This window comes from Hahella sp. CR1, assembly GCF_029813005.1.
GTDB lineage: Bacteria > Pseudomonadota > Gammaproteobacteria > Pseudomonadales > Oleiphilaceae > Hahella.
The window spans coordinates 280,772-298,556 of record NZ_JAPELK010000007.1; the positions used below are offsets into that span (position 1 = coordinate 280,772).

Here is a 17,785-nt window from a genome sequence, read left to right on the forward strand (position 1 = left end):
GGGCTCGCGGTCGGGGCTAATTTAGCATGATCCGACTTGCGCCAAGATTAACAATAAAAAAGGGAACACCCGTCGCATTATCGCGGCGGGTCATTCCCTTCCTTAAGGTCTTAAGCGATCAGCGGATCAATTGATCTTCTGATCAAGTTCACCACGAGAGTAGCGCTGGAACATGGCTTCCAACGACATCGTCTTGATTTTGCTGGCCTGACCGGCGGCATTGAACGCTTCATAACGCGCCACGCAGATTTCCTTCATAGCCTTGGTGGCTACAGCCAAGTATTTGCGAGGATCGAATTCAGACTTGTTCTGCCCCATGAAACGACGGATCGCGCCGGTGCTGGCCAGACGCAAATCGGTGTCGATGTTCACTTTACGCACACCGTACTTGATGCCTTCCTGAATTTCTTCAACCGGCACGCCATAGGTTTCCGCAATTTCACCGCCGAACTCGTTGATGATCGCCAGCCAGTCCTGAGGAACGGAGGAAGAGCCGTGCATAACCAAGTGCGTGGTGGGAATACGTTCGTGAATCGCTTTGATGCGATCAATCGCCAGAATGTCGCCTGTAGGCGGACGGCTGAATTTGTAGGCGCCATGGCTGGTGCCGATAGCAATCGCCAGCGCGTCCACCTGGGTCTTCTTGACGAAGTCAGCCGCTTCATCCGGATCAGTCAGCATCTGATCGTGGCTGAGAACGCCCTCAGCGCCAATGCCGTCTTCTTCGCCTGCCGTGCCGGTCTCCAAAGAGCCCAGACAACCCAACTCGCCTTCCACGGAAACGCCGCAAGCATGGGCCATTTCCACAGTGCGACGAGTGACGTCGACGTTGTATTCATAGGTAGTCGGGGTCTTGCCGTCTTCCCCGAGGGAGCCGTCCATCATGACGGAGGAAAAGCCCAGCTGAATGGAACGCTGGCATACTGCCGGCGAAGTGCCGTGATCCTGGTGCATCACTACCGGAATATGAGGAAACTCCTCAATCGCCGCCAGAATCAAGTGACGCAGGAACGGAGCCCCGGCGTATTTGCGGGCGCCCGCAGACGCCTGCACGATCACAGGGCTGTCGGTTTGGTCCGCAGCTTCCATAATGGCCCGCATCTGCTCCAGGTTATTGACGTTAAATGCAGGAACGCCGTAACCGTGTTCAGCCGCATGGTCCAGAAGCTGGCGCATGGTAATCAGTGCCATTTCTCTTCCCCTTAGTGTTCAATTTTTAGTTAATTAATCTCTCGCATCGACCATCGCGACGGATACTTGGCCCGTCGCGTTTTCTGAGCCGACAATCTGACTACAGTCTGTCCCCAAAACTTACTCGGCGGCCCGCTTTTGCAGCATGGCCACAGCCGGCAGGGTCTTGCCTTCCACAAATTCGAGGAACGCGCCGCCGCCGGTGGAAATGTACGAAATCTTATCAGATACGCCATATTTATCGATCGCCGCCAGGGTGTCCCCGCCGCCAGCGATGGAAAACGCATCCGATTCAGCAATGGCTTTGGCCAGGGTTTTGGTGCCTTCGCCAAACTGGTCGAATTCAAACACGCCGACCGGACCATTCCACAGAATCGTCTTAGCTGACTTAAGCAGCTCCGCCAAGGCGGCCGCAGACTGAGGTCCGATATCCAGAATCATATCATCGTCCGCCACCTCGGCAATCGGCTTAACGGATGCTTCGGCGCTCTCGCTGAACGCTTTCGCCGTGACAACATCGGTCGGCAACGGAATTTGCACCTTGGCCGCAATGCTGCGAGCGGTGTCCAGCAGATCCATTTCGCACAGAGATTTGCCGACTTTGTGATCGGCCGCCGCCAGGAAGGTATTGGCGATGCCGCCGCCAACGATCAATTGATCGCAGACATCCGACAAAGAGTTCAACACGTCCAGCTTAGTCGATACTTTGGAGCCCGCCACGATAGCGACCATGGGTCTTTGTGGTTTATCCAAAGCCTGACCCAGCGCTTCCAGCTCCGCCGCCAGCAAAGGCCCGGCGCAGGCGACTGGCGCGAATTGGGCGACGCCATGGGTGGAAGCCTGCGCACGATGCGCGGTGCCGAAGGCGTCCATGACAAAAATATCGCACAGCGCCGCGTACTTCTTGGACAACTCTTCGTTATCCTTGCCTTCGCCGACGTTGAAGCGCACGTTCTCAAACAGAACCAGACCGCCCTCTTCCACCTCAAAATCGCCGTCCAGATAATCACGCAAGACTGGCGTTTCGCGTCCTAACAGGCTGGAAAGATGAGCGCCCACGGGCTGCATGGAGTTTTCTTCGGAGAACTGTCCTTCTTCCGGACGCCCCAGGTGAGACATCACCATCACTTTGGCGCCCTGCTCCATCGCCAGTTTGATAGTGGGAAGCGCCGCCTGAATACGCGCGTCGGACGTCACTTTGCCGTTTTTGACGGGTACGTTCAGGTCTTCACGGATCAACACTCGCTTGCCGCGCAAATCCAGATCCGTCATTTTAATCACAGACATAACAGTTCCTCATTTCAACAAAACAGTTGTTATCGTTTAAAACCCTTCCCTATGGCGTCGGCAGGAAAATCCCGGCGAGCGCCGCGGCGGCCGGGATCTGGCGCTAAAGACTCAACCAATGCGCGGACGTATCCAGCATGCGATTGGCGAAGCCCCATTCGTTATCGAACCAGGCCATTATTTTTATCAGTCGTCCGCCGCTGACTTTGGTTTGATTGGCGTCCACCACCCCACTGCGGGGATCGTGGTTGAAATCACAGGAAGCCAGCGGCTCTTCGGAAAAGCCAAGGATTCCAGTGTAAGCGTTCTGTGAGGCGGCCTTGAGCAAGCCGTTAACTTCCTCCATATCCGTCTCACGGGATACGCACACCGTGAGGTCCATCATGGATACGTTGATAATCGGCACCCGCACCGCGTTCGCTTCAAACTTACCGACCATGGACGGCAACAGTCTTTCGATGCCTTTCGCCAAACCGGTGTTCACCGGAATGATGGACGCCATCGCGCTGCGCGTGCGGCGAAGATCATGATGGTGGTAGGCGTCAATGACCGGCTGGTCGTTCATGGCGGAATGGATAGTGGTGATCACCCCACGCTCCACGCCAAGATTGTCGTCCAGCACCTTGATGATGGGGACGATGCAATTGGTGGTGCAGGAGGCGTTGGAAACGATGCGATGACTTTGCCGCAGTCCGTCGTGATTGATGCCGTATACCACGGTGTAATCCACGTCGGCTTCGGCCGGTTGAGAAAACAGCACGCGGCTGGAGCCGCTGCGCAGATGTTTTTCTGCGGTCATGCGGTCGGAAAAGGCCCCGGTGCATTCCAACACCAGGTCCACTCCGATATCCGCCCAGGGAGCCCTGGCCGGATCTTCTTCACGCAGGATGCGGATTCTGTCGCCATTGACCATCAGTTGTCCGTCCCGTAAAGACACCTCCCCACGGAAACGACCGTGGGTGGTGTCATAACGCGTCAGATAAGCGATGGTTTCCGCGTCCGCCAGTTCATTGACGGCGACAATTTCCATGGATTGGCGATAGCCGGACTCGTACAACGCGCGCAACACGCTTTGCCCGATCCGGCCATACCCATTAATGGCAATACGATGGGTCATACCGCTAAGGCGTTCTTCTGTTAGTAAGTGGATTTATGCATCCAGCGAGTCTAACAGATCTTGCGCCTGGGCCACCACGTTATCCACGGTGAAGCCGAACTCTTCGAACAGCAGGTTCGCAGGCGCGGACTCGCCGAAAGTGCTCATGCCCACGATGCGTCCGTCCAGGCCAACGTACTTGTACCAGAAGTCCTGGTGCGCTGCTTCGATCGCGATGCGAGCGCTTACTTCCAACGGCAGCACTTGCTGGCGGTAATGGAAATCCTGCTTGTCGAAAACGTCAGTGGCCGGCATGGACACAACGCGCACCTTGTGACCCTGCGCTGTCAACGCTTCAGCAGAAGCGACAGCGAGACCGACTTCAGAACCGGTTGCGATTAGAATCAGGTCAGGCTGGCCCGCGCAATCCTTCAGGATGTAGCCGCCTTTCTCGATATTCGCTACCTGCTCAGCGTCGCGGGGCTGATGAGGCAGATTCTGACGCGAGAAAATCAACGCGCTTGGGCCGTCTTCACGGGTGATCGCGCTCTTCCAGGCGACAGCAGATTCAACCGCGTCACAAGGACGCCATGTGCTCATGTTTGGCGTGGTGCGCAGGTTGGCCAGCTGCTCGATCGGCTGGTGAGTCGGACCGTCTTCGCCCAGACCGATGGAGTCGTGGGTGTAAACCAGGATGGAGCGTTGCTTCATCAGCGCAGCCATACGCACCGCATTGCGCGCGTATTCCATGAACACAAGGAAGGTGGCGCCGTAAGGAATGAAGCCGCCGTGCAACGCCACGCCGTTCATGATGGCGGACATGCCGAACTCGCGTACGCCGTAATAAATGTAATTGCCGTCAGCGTCTTCTTTGCTAACGCCTTTGCTGCCTTTCCAGATAGTCAGGTTAGAGCCCGCCAGGTCAGCGGAGCCGCCCAACAGTTCCGGCAACAGCGGAGCGTATGCGTTGATGCTGTTCTGAGAGGCTTTGCGGCTGGCGATGGTTTCGCCTTTGGCCTGACACTCAGCGATATAAGCGTCCGCGTTGGCGGCGAAGTCTTCCGGCAGTTTGCCGGCGCTACGACGCAGCAGTTCTCCCGCCAATTCAGAATGCGCCTGCTGGTATGCAGCGAATTTCTCGGACCAGGCTTGTTGCAGCGCTGCGCCTTTTTCTTTCGCGCTCCAGGCCGCGTAAATATCTTCGGGAACCACGAAAGGCTCGTGGGTCCAGCCCAGCGCCTGACGCGCGCCGGTGATTTCATCGTCGCCCAGAGGCGCGCCGTGACACTCTTCTTTACCTTGCTTGTTGGGAGCGCCGTAACCAATGATGGTTTTGCAGCAGATCAGCGTCGGCTGTGAGGTATTGCCGCGCGCTTGCTCAATCGCTTGCTTGATGGCGTCGGAGTTGTGTCCGTCCACGCCTGGAATCACTTGCCAGCCGTAGGCTTCGAAACGCTTGGGCGTATTGTCGGTGAACCAGCCTTCCACTTCGCCATCGATGGAGATGCCGTTGTCATCGTAGAAACAGATCAGTTTGCCCAGCCCCAGGGTGCCCGCCAAAGAACACACTTCGTGGGAGATGCCTTCCATCAGACAGCCGTCGCCCAGGAATACATAAGTGTAGTGGTCGATAACATCATGGCCGTCGCGATTGAACTGGCCCGCCAGCGCTTTTTCCGCCAGAGCCATACCCACGGCGTTGGCGATGCCCTGACCCAGAGGACCGGTGGTGGTTTCTACGCCAGGGGCGTAGCCGTATTCAGGGTGACCTGGCGTTCTGGAGTGCAGCTGACGGAAGTTTTTCAGGTCTTCGATGCCCAGATCGTATCCGGACAGGTGCAGAAGGGAGTACAACAACATGGAGCCGTGACCGTTGGACAGAACAAAGCGGTCGCGGTTAATCCAGGAGGGATCGGTCGGGTTGTGGTTCAGATAATCGCGCCACAGCACTTCCGCAATGTCCGCCATACCCATCGGGGCTCCGGGATGTCCTGACTTGGCTTTTTGCACAGCATCCATACTCAACGCGCGAATCGCGTTGGCGAGTTCTTTACGAGATGGCATTCAGCTCACTCCCTCTCAGATCGAGTTTTGGTTTGTGATTAGGGGGTCAAAAACGAGAGCGTATTTTCATACATTAAAGAGGTAGGAGCAAATTTCATCGCCCCAATCCCCATGTTTACCGCCCGTTCACCCCTCAAGCCCGTCTCCAAGGCGGTGACGCCGCCTTGTCCTACTGTCATTCACTGCAAAAAACAGCCCATTTTTTGCGCCAGAGAAACTATATCAAAATTTTTTGATATAGTTCTTGTGCGCATTTTTTGATGTTGCTAAACTTTCGGCCTATGAATGATTCCATGCTCTCACACAGCGACGGCGCGGATACTGAAGCCGCTGCGGACTACGCAGAACTGGCTGGCGTTTATAAGGCCTGCGGCGATGCGTTGCGTCTGGAGATATTGCGTGTCCTGGAACGGAACGCCTACGGGGTGCTGGAATTGTGTTCGATATTCGACGTCAAGCAATCCGCCATGAGCCATCACCTGAAAGTGTTGGCCAAGGCCAGGATGGTGGAAGCCCAGCGGGAGGGCAACAGTATTTTCTACCGACGTCCTATTCTGGCCGGCGACGACAGCGCCGAGCTGGCGCGGCTGCAGTTGTTCAGCAATCTGGACCTGATGCCGTTGACCACGGACACCCGCGACCGTATTGGCAATGTAGGAGAGCAACGCGCGCAGCAAAGTCAGGCGTTTTTCTCCCGGTACGCCGAGCATTTCCAGGCGCACCAGGAGTTGATTGCGGAATATCCGTTATACGCCACGCCTGTGCGGGATATGTTGCAACAACAGTTGGCCGGCGAGAAGGTCAACACGCTTCTGGAAATCGGCCCCGGCGAAGGCGCCTTTCTGGAAGATCTGTCGACGATGGCGGATTCCGTCATCGCCTTGGATAACTCCGAGGAAATGTTGCAAAAAGCACGCGATTTTGCGGACGCCAGACAGTTGTCGAACGTGCGCTTTATCGTAGGAGATACGCGAGGCGCCCTCGAACAGGGCGTCAGCGTTGATGTGATTGTGATGAACATGGTGTTGCACCATGTGGCGTCGCCGGCGGACATGATTCGCGATTGCGCGGCCTTGTTGCGCCCCGGCGGCATGTTGATTTTGAGCGACTTGAGCCGCCACGATCAGTCCTGGGCCAGAGAGTCCTGCGGCGATTTGTGGCTGGGCTTCGACAGCACTGAAATCTCCCGTTGGGGAGCGCAGTCGGGCCTGGCGGAAGGCGAAAGCATTTATATAGGCGTGCGCAATGGGTTTCAGATCCAGGTGCGCCAATTTTTATTGCCCAAAAACGGGAGCCAAACGCTGACCGGCGCAACCGCATGTCAGTCCGAAGGTTCCGCAACATCAACCCACCCCAGTCATTGTAATCTTTAACCATAAGGACGCATGCGATGAGCGAATATTCCATTTTTACTTCCGAGTCAGTATCTGAGGGCCATCCAGACAAGATGGCGGATCAGATTTCTGACGCTATCCTTGACGCCATCATTAAAGATGATCCGAACGCGCGAGTGGCGGTTGAAACTTTAGTGAAGACGGGCATGGCGGTTATCGCCGGCGAAGTGCGCACCAACACTTACGTGGACCTGGAAGACATCGTCCGCGGCGTCATTCTGGATATCGGTTACAACAGCTCAGACGTTGGCTTTGACGGCGCGTCCTGCGCAGTACTGAACGCCATCGGCAAGCAGTCTGGCGACATCGCCATGGGCGTGGACGAAGCCAGCGAAAAAGATTTGGGCGCCGGGGACCAAGGGTTGATGTTCGGTTACGCGACCAATGAAACTGACGTGCTGATGCCCGCTCCGATTTATTACTCCCACCGTCTGGTGGAAAGACAGGCTTACCTGCGCAAAAACAGCATCCTGCCCTGGCTGCGTCCAGACGCCAAGAGCCAGGTGACTCTGCGTTACGAAAACGGCAAGCCGGTAGCGGTAGAAGCGGTGGTGCTGTCCACTCAGCATACCCCTGGCGTGAAGCAGTCCGACATTCGCGAAGCGGTGATGGAAGAGATCATCAAGCACGTGTTGCCGGAAGAATGGCTGCACAGCGACACCCAATACCACATCAACCCAACTGGCCAGTTCATCATCGGCGGTCCAGTGGGCGACTGCGGTCTGACCGGTCGTAAGATCATCGTCGACACCTACGGCGGCATGGCTCGTCACGGCGGCGGCGCGTTCTCAGGTAAAGATCCGTCCAAGGTTGACCGTTCCGCAGCCTACGCAGGCCGCTACGTAGCCAAAAACATCGTCGCTTCCGGTCTGGCGGCCAAGTGTGAAATTCAGGTGTCCTACGCAATCGGCGTATCGGAGCCCACCTCTATTTCCGTGAACACGTTCGGCACTGGCAAGATCAGCGACGACAAAATCGCCACTTTGGTGCGCGAGCACTTCGATCTGCGTCCACGCGGCCTGATCGACATGCTGGACCTGAAACGTCCGATCTATCGTCCGACTGCGTCTTACGGACACTTCGGCCGCACTGGCGACAGCTTCAGCTGGGAAAGAACCGACAAAGCCGACGCACTGCGCGCCGCAGCCGGTATCTGATTCCCATAGCAAAGAGCCTCCCCTGAGGCTCTTTTTGCAACAGACCGAGACTTCCGGCGGGTTCGCCCCGCCCCCCCCTCATTAGGATCAGCAATAGGACACCAAACATGGCTCAGTTACAATCTGTAGATAACTTCAGCGACTACAAGGTCAAGGACATCAGCCTGGCGGCATGGGGACGTAAAGAAATCAACATCGCCGAAGGCGAAATGCCTGCGCTGATGACGCTGCGTGAAAAATACCGCGCGCAACAGCCCCTGGCCGGCGCCCGCATCCTGGGATGCATTCACATGACCATCCAGACTGCGGTTTTGATCGAAACCCTGGTGGCGTTGGGCGCAGAGGTGCGCTGGTCCTCCTGTAATATCTTCTCCACTCAGGATCACGCGGCGGCGGCGATCGCTGCGGCGGGCATTCCCGTATTCGCCTGGAAAGGAGAAACCGAAGAAGAGTACGTCTGGTGCATCAAGCAGACCATCACCAAAGACGGTCAGCCCTGGAACGCCAATATGGTGTTGGATGACGGCGGCGACCTGACTGAAATTCTGCACAACGAATTCCCGCAAATGCTGGATCACATCCACGGCATTTCCGAAGAGACCACTACTGGCGTTCACCGTCTGCTCGACATGATGAAAAAAGGCGAGCTGAAGGTGCCTGCGGTCAACGTTAACGACTCCGTCACCAAGAGCAAGAACGACAACAAATACGGTTGCCGTCACTCATTGAACGACGCGATCAAGCGCGCCACCGACCACCTGCTGGCGGGCAAAAAAGCCCTGGTCATCGGCTACGGAGATGTAGGCAAGGGCTCCGCAGCGTCCCTGCGTCAGGAAGGCATGATCGTCAAGATCAGCGAAGTCGACCCGATCTGCGCCATGCAGGCCTGCATGGACGGCTATGAAGTCGTGTCCCCCTACATCGATGGCGTCAACACCGGCAGCGCAGAAGGCGTTAACCGTGACCTGCTGGGCCACACCGACCTGCTGGTCACCACCACCGGCAACGTCAATGTGTGCGACAAGTATATGCTGCAAGCGCTGAAATCCGGCGCGGTCGTGTGCAACATCGGTCACTTCGACAACGAAATCGACACCCGTTTCATGCGCGACAACTGGGAATGGGAAGAAGTGAAGCCACAGGTGCATATCGTGCACCGCAACAAAGATCAAAACGATCACCTGTTGCTGCTTTCCGAAGGTCGTCTGGTGAACCTGGGCAACGCCACGGGCCACCCTTCCCGCATCATGGACGGCTCTTTCGCCAACCAGGTGCTGGCGCAGATGTACCTGTTCGAACGCAAGTTCGCAGAGTTGCCTGCGGATGAGAAGCCCAAGAACCTGTACGTACGCGTTCTGCCCAAGCAATTGGACGAAGAAGTCGCGCGCTACATGGTGCAAGGCTTCGGCGGCGTCATCACCAAGCTGACGCAACCGCAAGCCGAATACATCGGCGTGGAAGTGGAAGGTCCGTACAAACCAGCGGACTACAAGTACTGATCGACCGCCGGTCTGGCGCGGTTCGCCGCGCCGCCGGTTGTCCAGAGAGATTCCCTAAACCGGAGGCAATACGCTAATGGAATCCCAAACTCAGTTTAAACGGCGTTTCAGTTTTGAATTCTTCCCTCCCAAAACCCCTGAGGGAATGGAAAAACTGCAGGCTGTGCGAGACAAGCTGGCCAAGCGCAAGCCGGATTTCTTTTCCGTGACCTACGGCGCAGGCGGCTCCACCCGCGAGCGCACTATCGACACCGTGCTGACGCTGCACAGACAGGGCATTTCCACCGCGCCCCACTTATCCTGTATCGGCGCCACCAAGGAATCCATCGGCGAATTGCTGGACCTGTACCGCTCCAACGGCATTCAACGCATCGTTGCGCTGCGTGGCGACCTGCCTTCCGGCATGGGCGCGCCCGGCGAACTGCGCTACGCCAACGAGCTGGTCAGCTATATTCGCGAGCGCACCGGTGATCACTTCTCCATCGAAGTAGCGGCTTATCCTGAGTTTCATCCCCAGGCGCAAAGCGCCGAAGCGGACCTGAACAACTTCCGCCGTAAGGTCGAAGCCGGCGCCACCAGCGCCATCACTCAGTATTTCTTCAACGCCGACTCCTATTTCTATTTCGTGGAGCGGTGCGAAAAAGCAGGCCTGAACCTGCCCATCGTGCCCGGCATCATGCCGATCACCAACTACAGCAATCTGGCTCGCTTCAGCGATATGTGCGGCGCGGAAATTCCGCGTTGGGTGCGCAAGCAGTTGGAAGCCTACGGCGACGACTCAGCCAGCATTCGCAAGTTCGGCGAGGAAGTGGTCACGCGTCTGTGCGAAAGTTTGCTCGCCGCAGGCGCTCCCGGCATCCACTTCTACACATTGAATCAGGCCGAGCCAAGTCTGGCGGTCTGGGACAACCTGAATCTGGGCGACAAGATTTCTTTCTGACCCGGACTCAAACGTCGACTCAATAACAGGGCCTGCCTGAACTATCCGGCAGGCCCTTCGTTTATCCTGCCGCGTTCCCGTTCCCGTTCCCGTACTAATTTTCAACGCATCTTCCTGCTCTCCAGCATTTTCCACGTCGATAAGCCTTAGCGTTTTTAGTTATTCTCTTATCTGCTTCGCAGGTGTTGCGCCGCAACGCCTGGCGCTTCGCCAAATACCCGGCCATTACCTATACTGAATCCATAAACCAGGGGGCAGGCTAATAATGAAGTTGGGGGCTACCGCGGGCAGACTCGCAGCGCTGCTGATTATTTTCATAGCCTGCGTTGTACTGATCCTGCTTGATTACCGCGAACGCACGCGCAATTACTACCAATCCATGCAAGTGGAGCTGCAGCAGACGCAAAAGAACGTCAGCGCCTCCACCCGTCGCATCATGGAGCATATCGCCATTCTTCGCCGCGCAGCGGAAAGTTATTTTCTGAACCATCACGAGGATCATCTATACAGCGAGCTGTCCGCCAATATCGCCTATGACTCCACGCGCAGTCTCTTCGCCATGGATACCCTGCAACCGCCATTCACTACAGATCAGGTAGGCAACCTCACCGGGCTGGGAGACATACAGGGACGCCAACCAGACTACTACCGCGAGATGGAAATGGCGTTGTCGTTGACGCCGATCTTCCGCGCCACCAAAGAGAATCTGCCGGAGTCCAACTGGGTCTACTACATCTCCCAGAATCGCTTTCTTTATATCGCGCCCTGGATTGGTTCCGATAAGTTCGCTTACACCAATGAATCCCTGTCGCTGGAATTCTTTACCATGGCCCTGCCCTATCACAATCCCGAACGCACGCCTTTCTGGACCCGGGTGTACGTAGATGAGTTTGGGGAGGGACTGATGGTCACCGCCGCCGCCCCCATCTACGCCAACGAGGTTTTTCACGGAGCGGTGGCCATTGATATTACTCTTGATGTGCTCAAAGGGTTTGTGCGCAGTCCCAACTTGTCAGCGGGAGAGTTGTTTATCGTCAATCAGTCGCACCAGTTGCTGGCGCATCCGACTTTGACCTCATCCCATGCGAAAACCGCGGCCACTTTTCCTGAGGCATTACCCAAAGGCGTCGACAATTTTATTTCTCATCCCAAGGACATCCCCACCGATACCTTCCTGGAGATAAAAGGCTACGCTCTCATTCGCACCAATATAGATGAAACGCCCTGGTATTTGCTGCTAAGCGTGGAGCAGTCCGCCATCCGCAGCGCCATCATTGAGCAAATGACGCCGGAAATGGCGCTGGCGGCGCTAATCGTTCTTTTTGCCGCACTCATACAACGTTATTTTCTCACCGCCGGACAACTGGAAAGCAGCCAGCGCCGCTATCGGCAAATGTTTGAGCACTGTGACGCCGTGCAGATCATTCTCGACCCTCTGAACAACAAGGTCATCGACGCCAATCCCGCCGCCTGCGACTTCTTCGGTTTTTCCAGCGAAATGATGGGCAATATCTCCGCCTCGCGTTTATTTCTCTCTGAGAACAATGAAATGCTGGATGAGAGCTGGCTGCCGTCTCTGCAAACCGGCAAGACGGTCATCGCCGCCCGCCGCGGCGATAATCGCTCCAGCCTGGTGGAAATGTACGTTTCCGAAATCAAAGACAGGGCCAGTTCCTATCTGTATCTGATCGTCCACGACATCACTGACCGCAAACGCAGCGAGGAACAGATCCGCCTGCAGGCCTATTACGATCCTCTCACCCGACTGCCCAACCGCAGCTATCTGTTTGAGCACCTCAATTCCCTGATCGCCAGTCATAAACGGGAACATGCGCGTCTGGCGGTGCTGTTCATCGACCTGGATCGCTTCAAACAAGTGAACGACAACCTGGGACATGGCGTGGGAGACAAGCTGTTGCAGCAGGTGTCCAACCGGCTCAAGTCGCGGCTCAGAGAAAGCGACATGCTGGCGCGCCTGGGGGGAGACGAGTTCACCGTCGTCCTGCCTCACTTACGGGAAGAAACCGACGCTATCCATGTCGCCAAGATATTGCTGCAGCAACTGGCGGAATCCTTCAGCGTCGGCGACTACGAATTAAACATCGGCGCCAGCATCGGCGTGACCCTGTTCCCCAAAGACGGCGAAGACGCCTCCACTCTGATCAAAAACGCCGACATCGCCATGTACAAGGCCAAGGACAACGGCCGCAATCAGTATCGTTTCTTTGAAGAACGCATGAACGAAGCGGCCGCCAGTCGTCTGATGCTGGAGGGCGATATCCGCGAAGCCACGCAAAATGAACAATTCCATTTAGAGTTCCAGCCCATCATCGACCTGAAGAACATGCGCCTGGCCGGCGCGGAAGCGCTGTTACGCTGGCTGCACCCCCGCTTCGGCGAACTGCATCCAAGGGAGTTCATGTCCATCGCGGAAGAAACCGGCAATATCGTCCAGATCAGCGAATGGCTGCTGCAAAATGCGCTCAACCTGGCGGCGGAGTGGCAGTACTCCCGCCCCGCCGATCAACAGCCGTTCATCGCCGTCAATATGTCCCGTCGCCAGTTGATCAACTCGCAACATATCAAACGCTGGCGCGACATCATCCGTCAAAGCGAAGTGCCCCCGAATTCGCTGGTGCTGGAGTTGACCGAGCATAACCTGCTCAATGAATTTGAAGAGAGCCGCCGCAGTTTGATGGAATTGCATCAGATGGGCGTCCGATTGTCTCTCGACGACTACGGCCACGGCGCGTCGTCCCTCACCTTGCTTAAAGAGCTGCCCATCTCCATGCTGAAGCTGGACGGCTTGCTGATCCGCAATCTCGGCCGCAAAACCAAGGAAGAAGTGTTGATGGACGCTCTGGTTAAAATGGGACGCGCCATGGATATGAAAATCGTCGCCGAGGGCGTGGAAACCCCACAGCAACTCGCCGTACTCAGGGAGTCCGGCTGCGATTACGGCCAGGGATATTTGTTCAGCCCTCCGGCGCAGCCCCGCGAACTTTCCATGATGCTGGAAAAAGTGTTCAGCGTGCAGACCCAGGACGATTAAGCCTTTGGTCGACCTGCCGCCGGGCTCCACCCGGGCGCCGCCCTATGTCACAATAGGCGGCGAATTTACCGGACATAATTAGGAGCCTGGAATTGACTACCAACGCAGAACTGCGGGAACGCGATCTCAAGCGTGTGTGGCACCCCTGCACCCAGATGAAGGACCATGAGTTTCTCCCCCTGATTCCGATCAAAAGCGGCAAGGGCGTCTGGCTGGAGGATTTCGATGGCAATCGCTACATCGACGCCGTCAGTTCCTGGTGGGTGAACCTTTTCGGCCACAGTCATCCCTATATCAATGACGCCATCAAGTCCCAGTTGGAGCAATTGGAGCACGTCATTCTGGCCGGCTTTACCCATGAACCCGTGGTGAGACTGTCAGAACGTCTGGCGGAAGTGACGCCCGCCGGCCTCAACAAATGTTTCTATGCCGACAACGGCTCCTCCGCGGTGGAAGTGGCGCTGAAAATGAGCTTCCACTACTGGCGCAACAGCGGCAAGCCGAACAAAACCCGCTTCATCAATCTTAGCAACAGCTACCATGGCGAAACCCTGGGCGCGCTCGCTGTCGGCGACGTCGCCTTGTACAAAGAAACCTACAACGAGCTTCTCAATCCCGTCATCAATGTTCCCGGCCCGGATTGCTTTCACCGCGAAGCTGGCGAATCCTGGGAAGCGTATTGCCGTCGCCAGTTCGCGCATATGGAGGAGACGCTGCAGAAGCACGCCCATGAAACCGCAGCGGTGATCATCGAGCCGTTGGTGCAGTGCGCCGGCTCCATGCGCATGCATCACCCGGTGTATCTGAAGTTATTGCGGGAGGCCTGCGACCGCCATGGCGTGCATTTGATCGCGGATGAGATTGCCGTTGGCTTCGGCCGCACCGGCACGATGTTCGCCTGTGAGCAGGCGGATATCTCGCCCGACTTCCTGTGTCTGTCGAAAGGCCTGACCGCCGGTTATCTGCCCTTGTCCGTAGTTATGACTCACGACTTCATTTATGACGCTTTTTACGACGACTACGCCACCATGCGCGCCTTCCTGCACTCGCACAGTTACACCGGCAACCCGATCGGCTGCAGTGTGGCGCTGGCGACCCTGGACATCTTCCAAAATCAGCCCGTGATCGAGCAAAATAAGCGCCTTGCCGCATGCATGCGCGAGCATACCGCGCATTTTGAGGACCACCCCAACGTGGCGGAAGTCCGCCAGACTGGAATGATCCTGGCGATTGAAATGGTGCAGGACAAGACCTCGCGCACGCCCTTCCCCTGGCAGGAACGGCGCGGCATACGGGTCTATGAGCATGCGCTGAAGAATCAGGCGCTGCTGCGTCCTCTGGGCAATGTTATCTACTTCATGCCGCCTTATGTGATCAGCGAAGACGAGATCGCTCATCTGGCCAAAGTGGCCTGGGATGGGCTGCATCTGGCGGTTAAGGACTGAACTTGAGAAACAATCGAATCTTTATCGACCAGCCTCTCGATGGCCTCAGCCAACTGACGCTGACCGGCGATCAGGCCAATTACGTCGGGCGCGTGTTGCGCATGCGCCCCGGCGACGCTTTTCATCTATTCAGTGGAGACGGCCGCGACTTTCCCGCCAAAGTCCTGGCGGTGGGTCGCAGGGATGTGGAAGTGGCGCTGTCAGAACCGCTGGCGATCGACGCGGAGTCTTCCCTTAATGTGCATCTGGGGCAAGTCGTGTCCCGGGGCGAACGCATGGACTACGCCGTGCAAAAAGCCACGGAAATGGGCGTTACGGCGCTCACGCCGCTGCTGAGCGAGCGTTGCGAAGTGCGTCTGGATGGAGAACGCCAGGACAAACGCTGGCGTCACTGGCGACAAGTGTCGATCAGCGCCTGCGAGCAATGCGGACGCGCCCGCGTTCCCGACATCGGCGACGTAACGCCATTGGAAAGCTGGCTGCAAAACGTGACGGCGGACCTGAAGCTGATCCTGCATCCCGGCGATGCGCGCGCCTGGAGTCCGGCGCAGCGTCCCGCCAGCGTCTGCCTGCTGATTGGCCCCGAAGGCGGCTTTACGGATGAGGAAGTGGCTCTGGCGGAGCGTCATGGCTTTGTGCATGCGCCGCTCGGTCCACGCATTCTACGCACCGAAACCGCTCCCGTGGCGGCGCTGGCGTTGATGCAATGGCTATGGGGCGACTTTGGCGATTCTACGCCAACGTAAATCCAACTCCCTTTACAGCAAAACGCTAAAGAGAAAGCGGGCGCTTACATACACTTCTTCGAGCGCCCCTGAGCACGCCGATATTTCGTCCTAAAACGCCGCACAAAAAATGGGCGCCCTGTGGATAACTTTGTGGAAAAGCGGCTTGACCGAGCCGCTTTTCGCCGCCATTTCCACAAATGTGCAGCGGTCCGTATTTTAGGGCTTTCTTTTTCTTTTATTTTTCAGTCTATTATTGACTGCCTCCGAAAACGGCGGGCATGTTTCAAAACTTTGACGCTTCAACGCCACGTTCAATTAGTGTGCATAACCTATGACATTTTAATGACAATAGCGCGCCCACCTTTGCAGAGAGAGTGAAACGATGGATTGGCAGTGGTTACAGAACCCCGAGTTTTGGAAGTACCTGAGCATCCCCCTGGTCGCCGCGCTGATCGGTTGGAGCACCAACTGGCTGGCGATCAAACTGACCTTTTATCCCCTTGAATTCATTGGCTTTCGCCCCTTCCTCGGATGGCAGGGCATCATTCCTTCGAAAGCCGAAAAAATGGCGGTTATCAGCGTGGATTCCACCATATCCAAATTGGGCGCGGTGGATGAGCTGTTCGAGCAGATCGACCCGCAAGCGCTGGCCGGCCACATTGTCGCCGGCATATTGCCCCGGGTGGAGGAATACGTTGACGAAATCATGCTGTCGGAGCACCGCACGCTGTGGGAAAACCTGCCGCAAGCCGTAAAGAACAAGGTTTACGAGCGCGTACGTAAGAATGCGCCGCGCCTGATCGACAATCTGGTGAGCGACATTGGCCGTCAGATTGAGGAACTGCTGGACCTCAAGCACATGGTGACGGAGCGGCTGGTGGCGGATAAAGAGCTGCTGAATCGCATCTTTCTGGAATGCGGGGCCGCCGAGTTTCGCTTTCTGATCTACAGCGGCCTCTGGCTGGGGTTCGGCTTCGGCGTCCTGCAAATGGCGCTGTGGTACTTCTATTCCGTTGACTGGGTGTTGCCGGTTTGCGGCTTTCTGGTGGGCTGGGCCACCAACTGGATCGCACTCAACCTTATCTTCCGCCCTCTCAACCCCGCCAAAGTCGGTCCGGTGACCATTCAGGGCCTGTTCCTGAAAAGACAGCCACAGGTGGCGGCGACCTTCTGTCGTATCGTCACCCACGATATTCTGACCGTCGGCAACATCGTCAACGCCATGCTCAACGGCCCCAACGGCGCACGCACCCGCGCCCTGGTGAAGAAACACGTCAAACCTCTCGTAGACGTGACGACCGGCGTCGCCAAACCCATTACTCAAATCGCTTTCGGGCCTACCGCGTTCGCTGAACTGAAAAAGAAAGTCGGCGAAAAGGCCCTAGAGATATCCAAAACGGCTTTCAAAGACCCGCTTTTCAACGAAGAGCGCGCCATCGTGGTGGAAAACATCATGCGCACCCGCATGGAGGCGTTATCCCCGGAAGAGTTTCAGGACCTCTTGCGTCCCTGCTTCCAGGAAGATGAGATCAAATTAATCGCCATTGGCGGCGTATTAGGAGCGTTAGCCGGGCTGGCGCAGGTATTTTTTGTGTTCACTTGATCAAATTAACGCCAAAAACGAGAGGCGCGCCACAAATTTATTAATACTTTTGGCCTATTACTTTTGACAAGTAATGTTATTTATCTACAATTACGCAAAAAGTAACAGAGTGTGACATTCATGGCGATCAATAACATTCCAACAAAGTTATCGCACAACGCCAGCTCAAAGGATCGACTGGAAAGACAGCTGTTCAGAGACGTACAGCGACTCATCCGGTACCTGGACAGCCGGAAGTCGTGCGGCTCCAGCAACCCTGCAATGGTCGAATCCTATGAAAGGATGATCCTTGAGCGTTGCGACGTGCTGGGCCAAATCTCGCGCATGTA

12 protein-coding genes are annotated in these 17,785 nt (G+C 56.5%); 8 read left to right on the forward strand and 4 right to left on the reverse strand.

All coding sequences use genetic code 11. The annotated features are described in order from the left end of the window. Positions 1–126: 126 nt before the first annotated feature. The 4 genes from fba to tkt all read right to left on the reverse strand — a co-directional run bounded on the left by fba (position 127) and on the right by tkt (position 5,638). Positions 127–1,191, reverse strand: coding sequence for a class II fructose-bisphosphate aldolase (fba, locus tag ONV78_RS18660; protein ID WP_216735680.1), 1,065 nt, complete (start codon positions 1,189–1,191; stop codon positions 127–129). A gap of 120 nt (positions 1,192–1,311) precedes the next feature. Further along, positions 1,312–2,478 (reverse strand): phosphoglycerate kinase, encoded by a 1,167-nt coding sequence (locus ONV78_RS18665; protein ID WP_279505408.1) that lies wholly within the window; start codon positions 2,476–2,478, stop codon positions 1,312–1,314. Positions 2,479–2,581: 103 nt separating this feature from the next. After that, a complete protein-coding gene (gene gap / locus ONV78_RS18670) occupies positions 2,582–3,595 on the reverse strand; it encodes a type I glyceraldehyde-3-phosphate dehydrogenase (protein ID WP_216735678.1) in 1,014 nt (337 codons plus the stop codon). Positions 3,596–3,628: 33 nt separating this feature from the next. After that, entirely contained in the window at positions 3,629–5,638 is a 2,010-nt protein-coding gene (gene tkt, locus ONV78_RS18675; protein WP_279505409.1) for a transketolase, read from the reverse strand. Between the two features lie 293 nt (positions 5,639–5,931). Here tkt and ONV78_RS18680 point away from each other — a divergent pair, with 293 nt between their 5' ends. The 8 genes from ONV78_RS18680 to ONV78_RS18715 all read left to right on the forward strand — a co-directional run bounded on the left by ONV78_RS18680 (position 5,932) and on the right by ONV78_RS18715 (position 17,456). Beyond that, positions 5,932–7,011 (forward strand): metalloregulator ArsR/SmtB family transcription factor, encoded by a 1,080-nt coding sequence (locus ONV78_RS18680; RefSeq protein ID WP_279505411.1) that lies wholly within the window; start codon positions 5,932–5,934, stop codon positions 7,009–7,011. A 17-nt stretch (positions 7,012–7,028) separates the two neighbouring features. Continuing rightward, positions 7,029–8,189 (forward strand): methionine adenosyltransferase, encoded by a 1,161-nt coding sequence (gene metK / locus ONV78_RS18685; protein ID WP_216735675.1) that lies wholly within the window; start codon positions 7,029–7,031, stop codon positions 8,187–8,189. 107 nt (positions 8,190–8,296) lie between these two features. Continuing rightward, the gene (gene ahcY / locus ONV78_RS18690; protein WP_216735674.1) at positions 8,297–9,688 is read left to right on the forward strand and encodes an adenosylhomocysteinase; all 1,392 of its coding nucleotides are present in this window, start codon (positions 8,297–8,299) and stop codon (positions 9,686–9,688) included. 76 nt (positions 9,689–9,764) lie between these two features. Beyond that, positions 9,765–10,628 carry a methylenetetrahydrofolate reductase [NAD(P)H] gene (gene metF / locus ONV78_RS18695; RefSeq protein WP_279505413.1) on the forward strand — a complete coding sequence of 288 codons (864 nt, stop codon included), beginning with the start codon at positions 9,765–9,767 and terminating at the stop codon, positions 10,626–10,628. Positions 10,629–10,893: 265 nt separating this feature from the next. Beyond that, positions 10,894–13,680, forward strand: a complete 2,787-nt coding sequence (locus ONV78_RS18700; protein ID WP_279505414.1) for an EAL domain-containing protein — start codon at positions 10,894–10,896, stop codon at positions 13,678–13,680. Between the two features lie 92 nt (positions 13,681–13,772). Then, a complete protein-coding gene (locus ONV78_RS18705; RefSeq protein ID WP_279505415.1) occupies positions 13,773–15,125 on the forward strand; it encodes an adenosylmethionine--8-amino-7-oxononanoate transaminase in 1,353 nt (450 codons plus the stop codon). 2 nt (positions 15,126–15,127) lie between these two features. Next, positions 15,128–15,871, forward strand: coding sequence for a 16S rRNA (uracil(1498)-N(3))-methyltransferase (locus ONV78_RS18710; RefSeq protein ID WP_279505417.1), 744 nt, complete (start codon positions 15,128–15,130; stop codon positions 15,869–15,871). Positions 15,872–16,235: 364 nt separating this feature from the next. Further along, positions 16,236–17,456 (forward strand): hypothetical protein, encoded by a 1,221-nt coding sequence (locus ONV78_RS18715; protein WP_216735670.1) that lies wholly within the window; start codon positions 16,236–16,238, stop codon positions 17,454–17,456. Positions 17,457–17,785: the final 329 nt, after the last annotated feature.

Bases quoted from the DNA above. Each gene is read 5' to 3' on its own strand.
- fba (WP_216735680.1), bottom strand. From the start codon at position 1,191: ATGGCACTGATTACCATGCGCCAGCTTCTGGACCATGCGGCTGAACAC.
- ONV78_RS18665 (WP_279505408.1), bottom strand. From the start codon at position 2,478: ATGTCTGTGATTAAAATGACGGATCTGGATTTGCGCGGCAAGCGAGTG.
- gap (WP_216735678.1), bottom strand. From the start codon at position 3,595: ATGACCCATCGTATTGCCATTAATGGGTATGGCCGGATCGGGCAAAGC.
- tkt (WP_279505409.1), bottom strand. From the start codon at position 5,638: ATGCCATCTCGTAAAGAACTCGCCAACGCGATTCGCGCGTTGAGTATG.
- ONV78_RS18680 (WP_279505411.1), top strand. From the start codon at position 5,932: ATGCTCTCACACAGCGACGGCGCGGATACTGAAGCCGCTGCGGACTAC.
- metK (WP_216735675.1), top strand. From the start codon at position 7,029: ATGAGCGAATATTCCATTTTTACTTCCGAGTCAGTATCTGAGGGCCAT.
- ahcY (WP_216735674.1), top strand. From the start codon at position 8,297: ATGGCTCAGTTACAATCTGTAGATAACTTCAGCGACTACAAGGTCAAG.
- metF (WP_279505413.1), top strand. From the start codon at position 9,765: ATGGAATCCCAAACTCAGTTTAAACGGCGTTTCAGTTTTGAATTCTTC.
- ONV78_RS18700 (WP_279505414.1), top strand. From the start codon at position 10,894: ATGAAGTTGGGGGCTACCGCGGGCAGACTCGCAGCGCTGCTGATTATT.
- ONV78_RS18715 (WP_216735670.1), top strand. From the start codon at position 16,236: ATGGATTGGCAGTGGTTACAGAACCCCGAGTTTTGGAAGTACCTGAGC.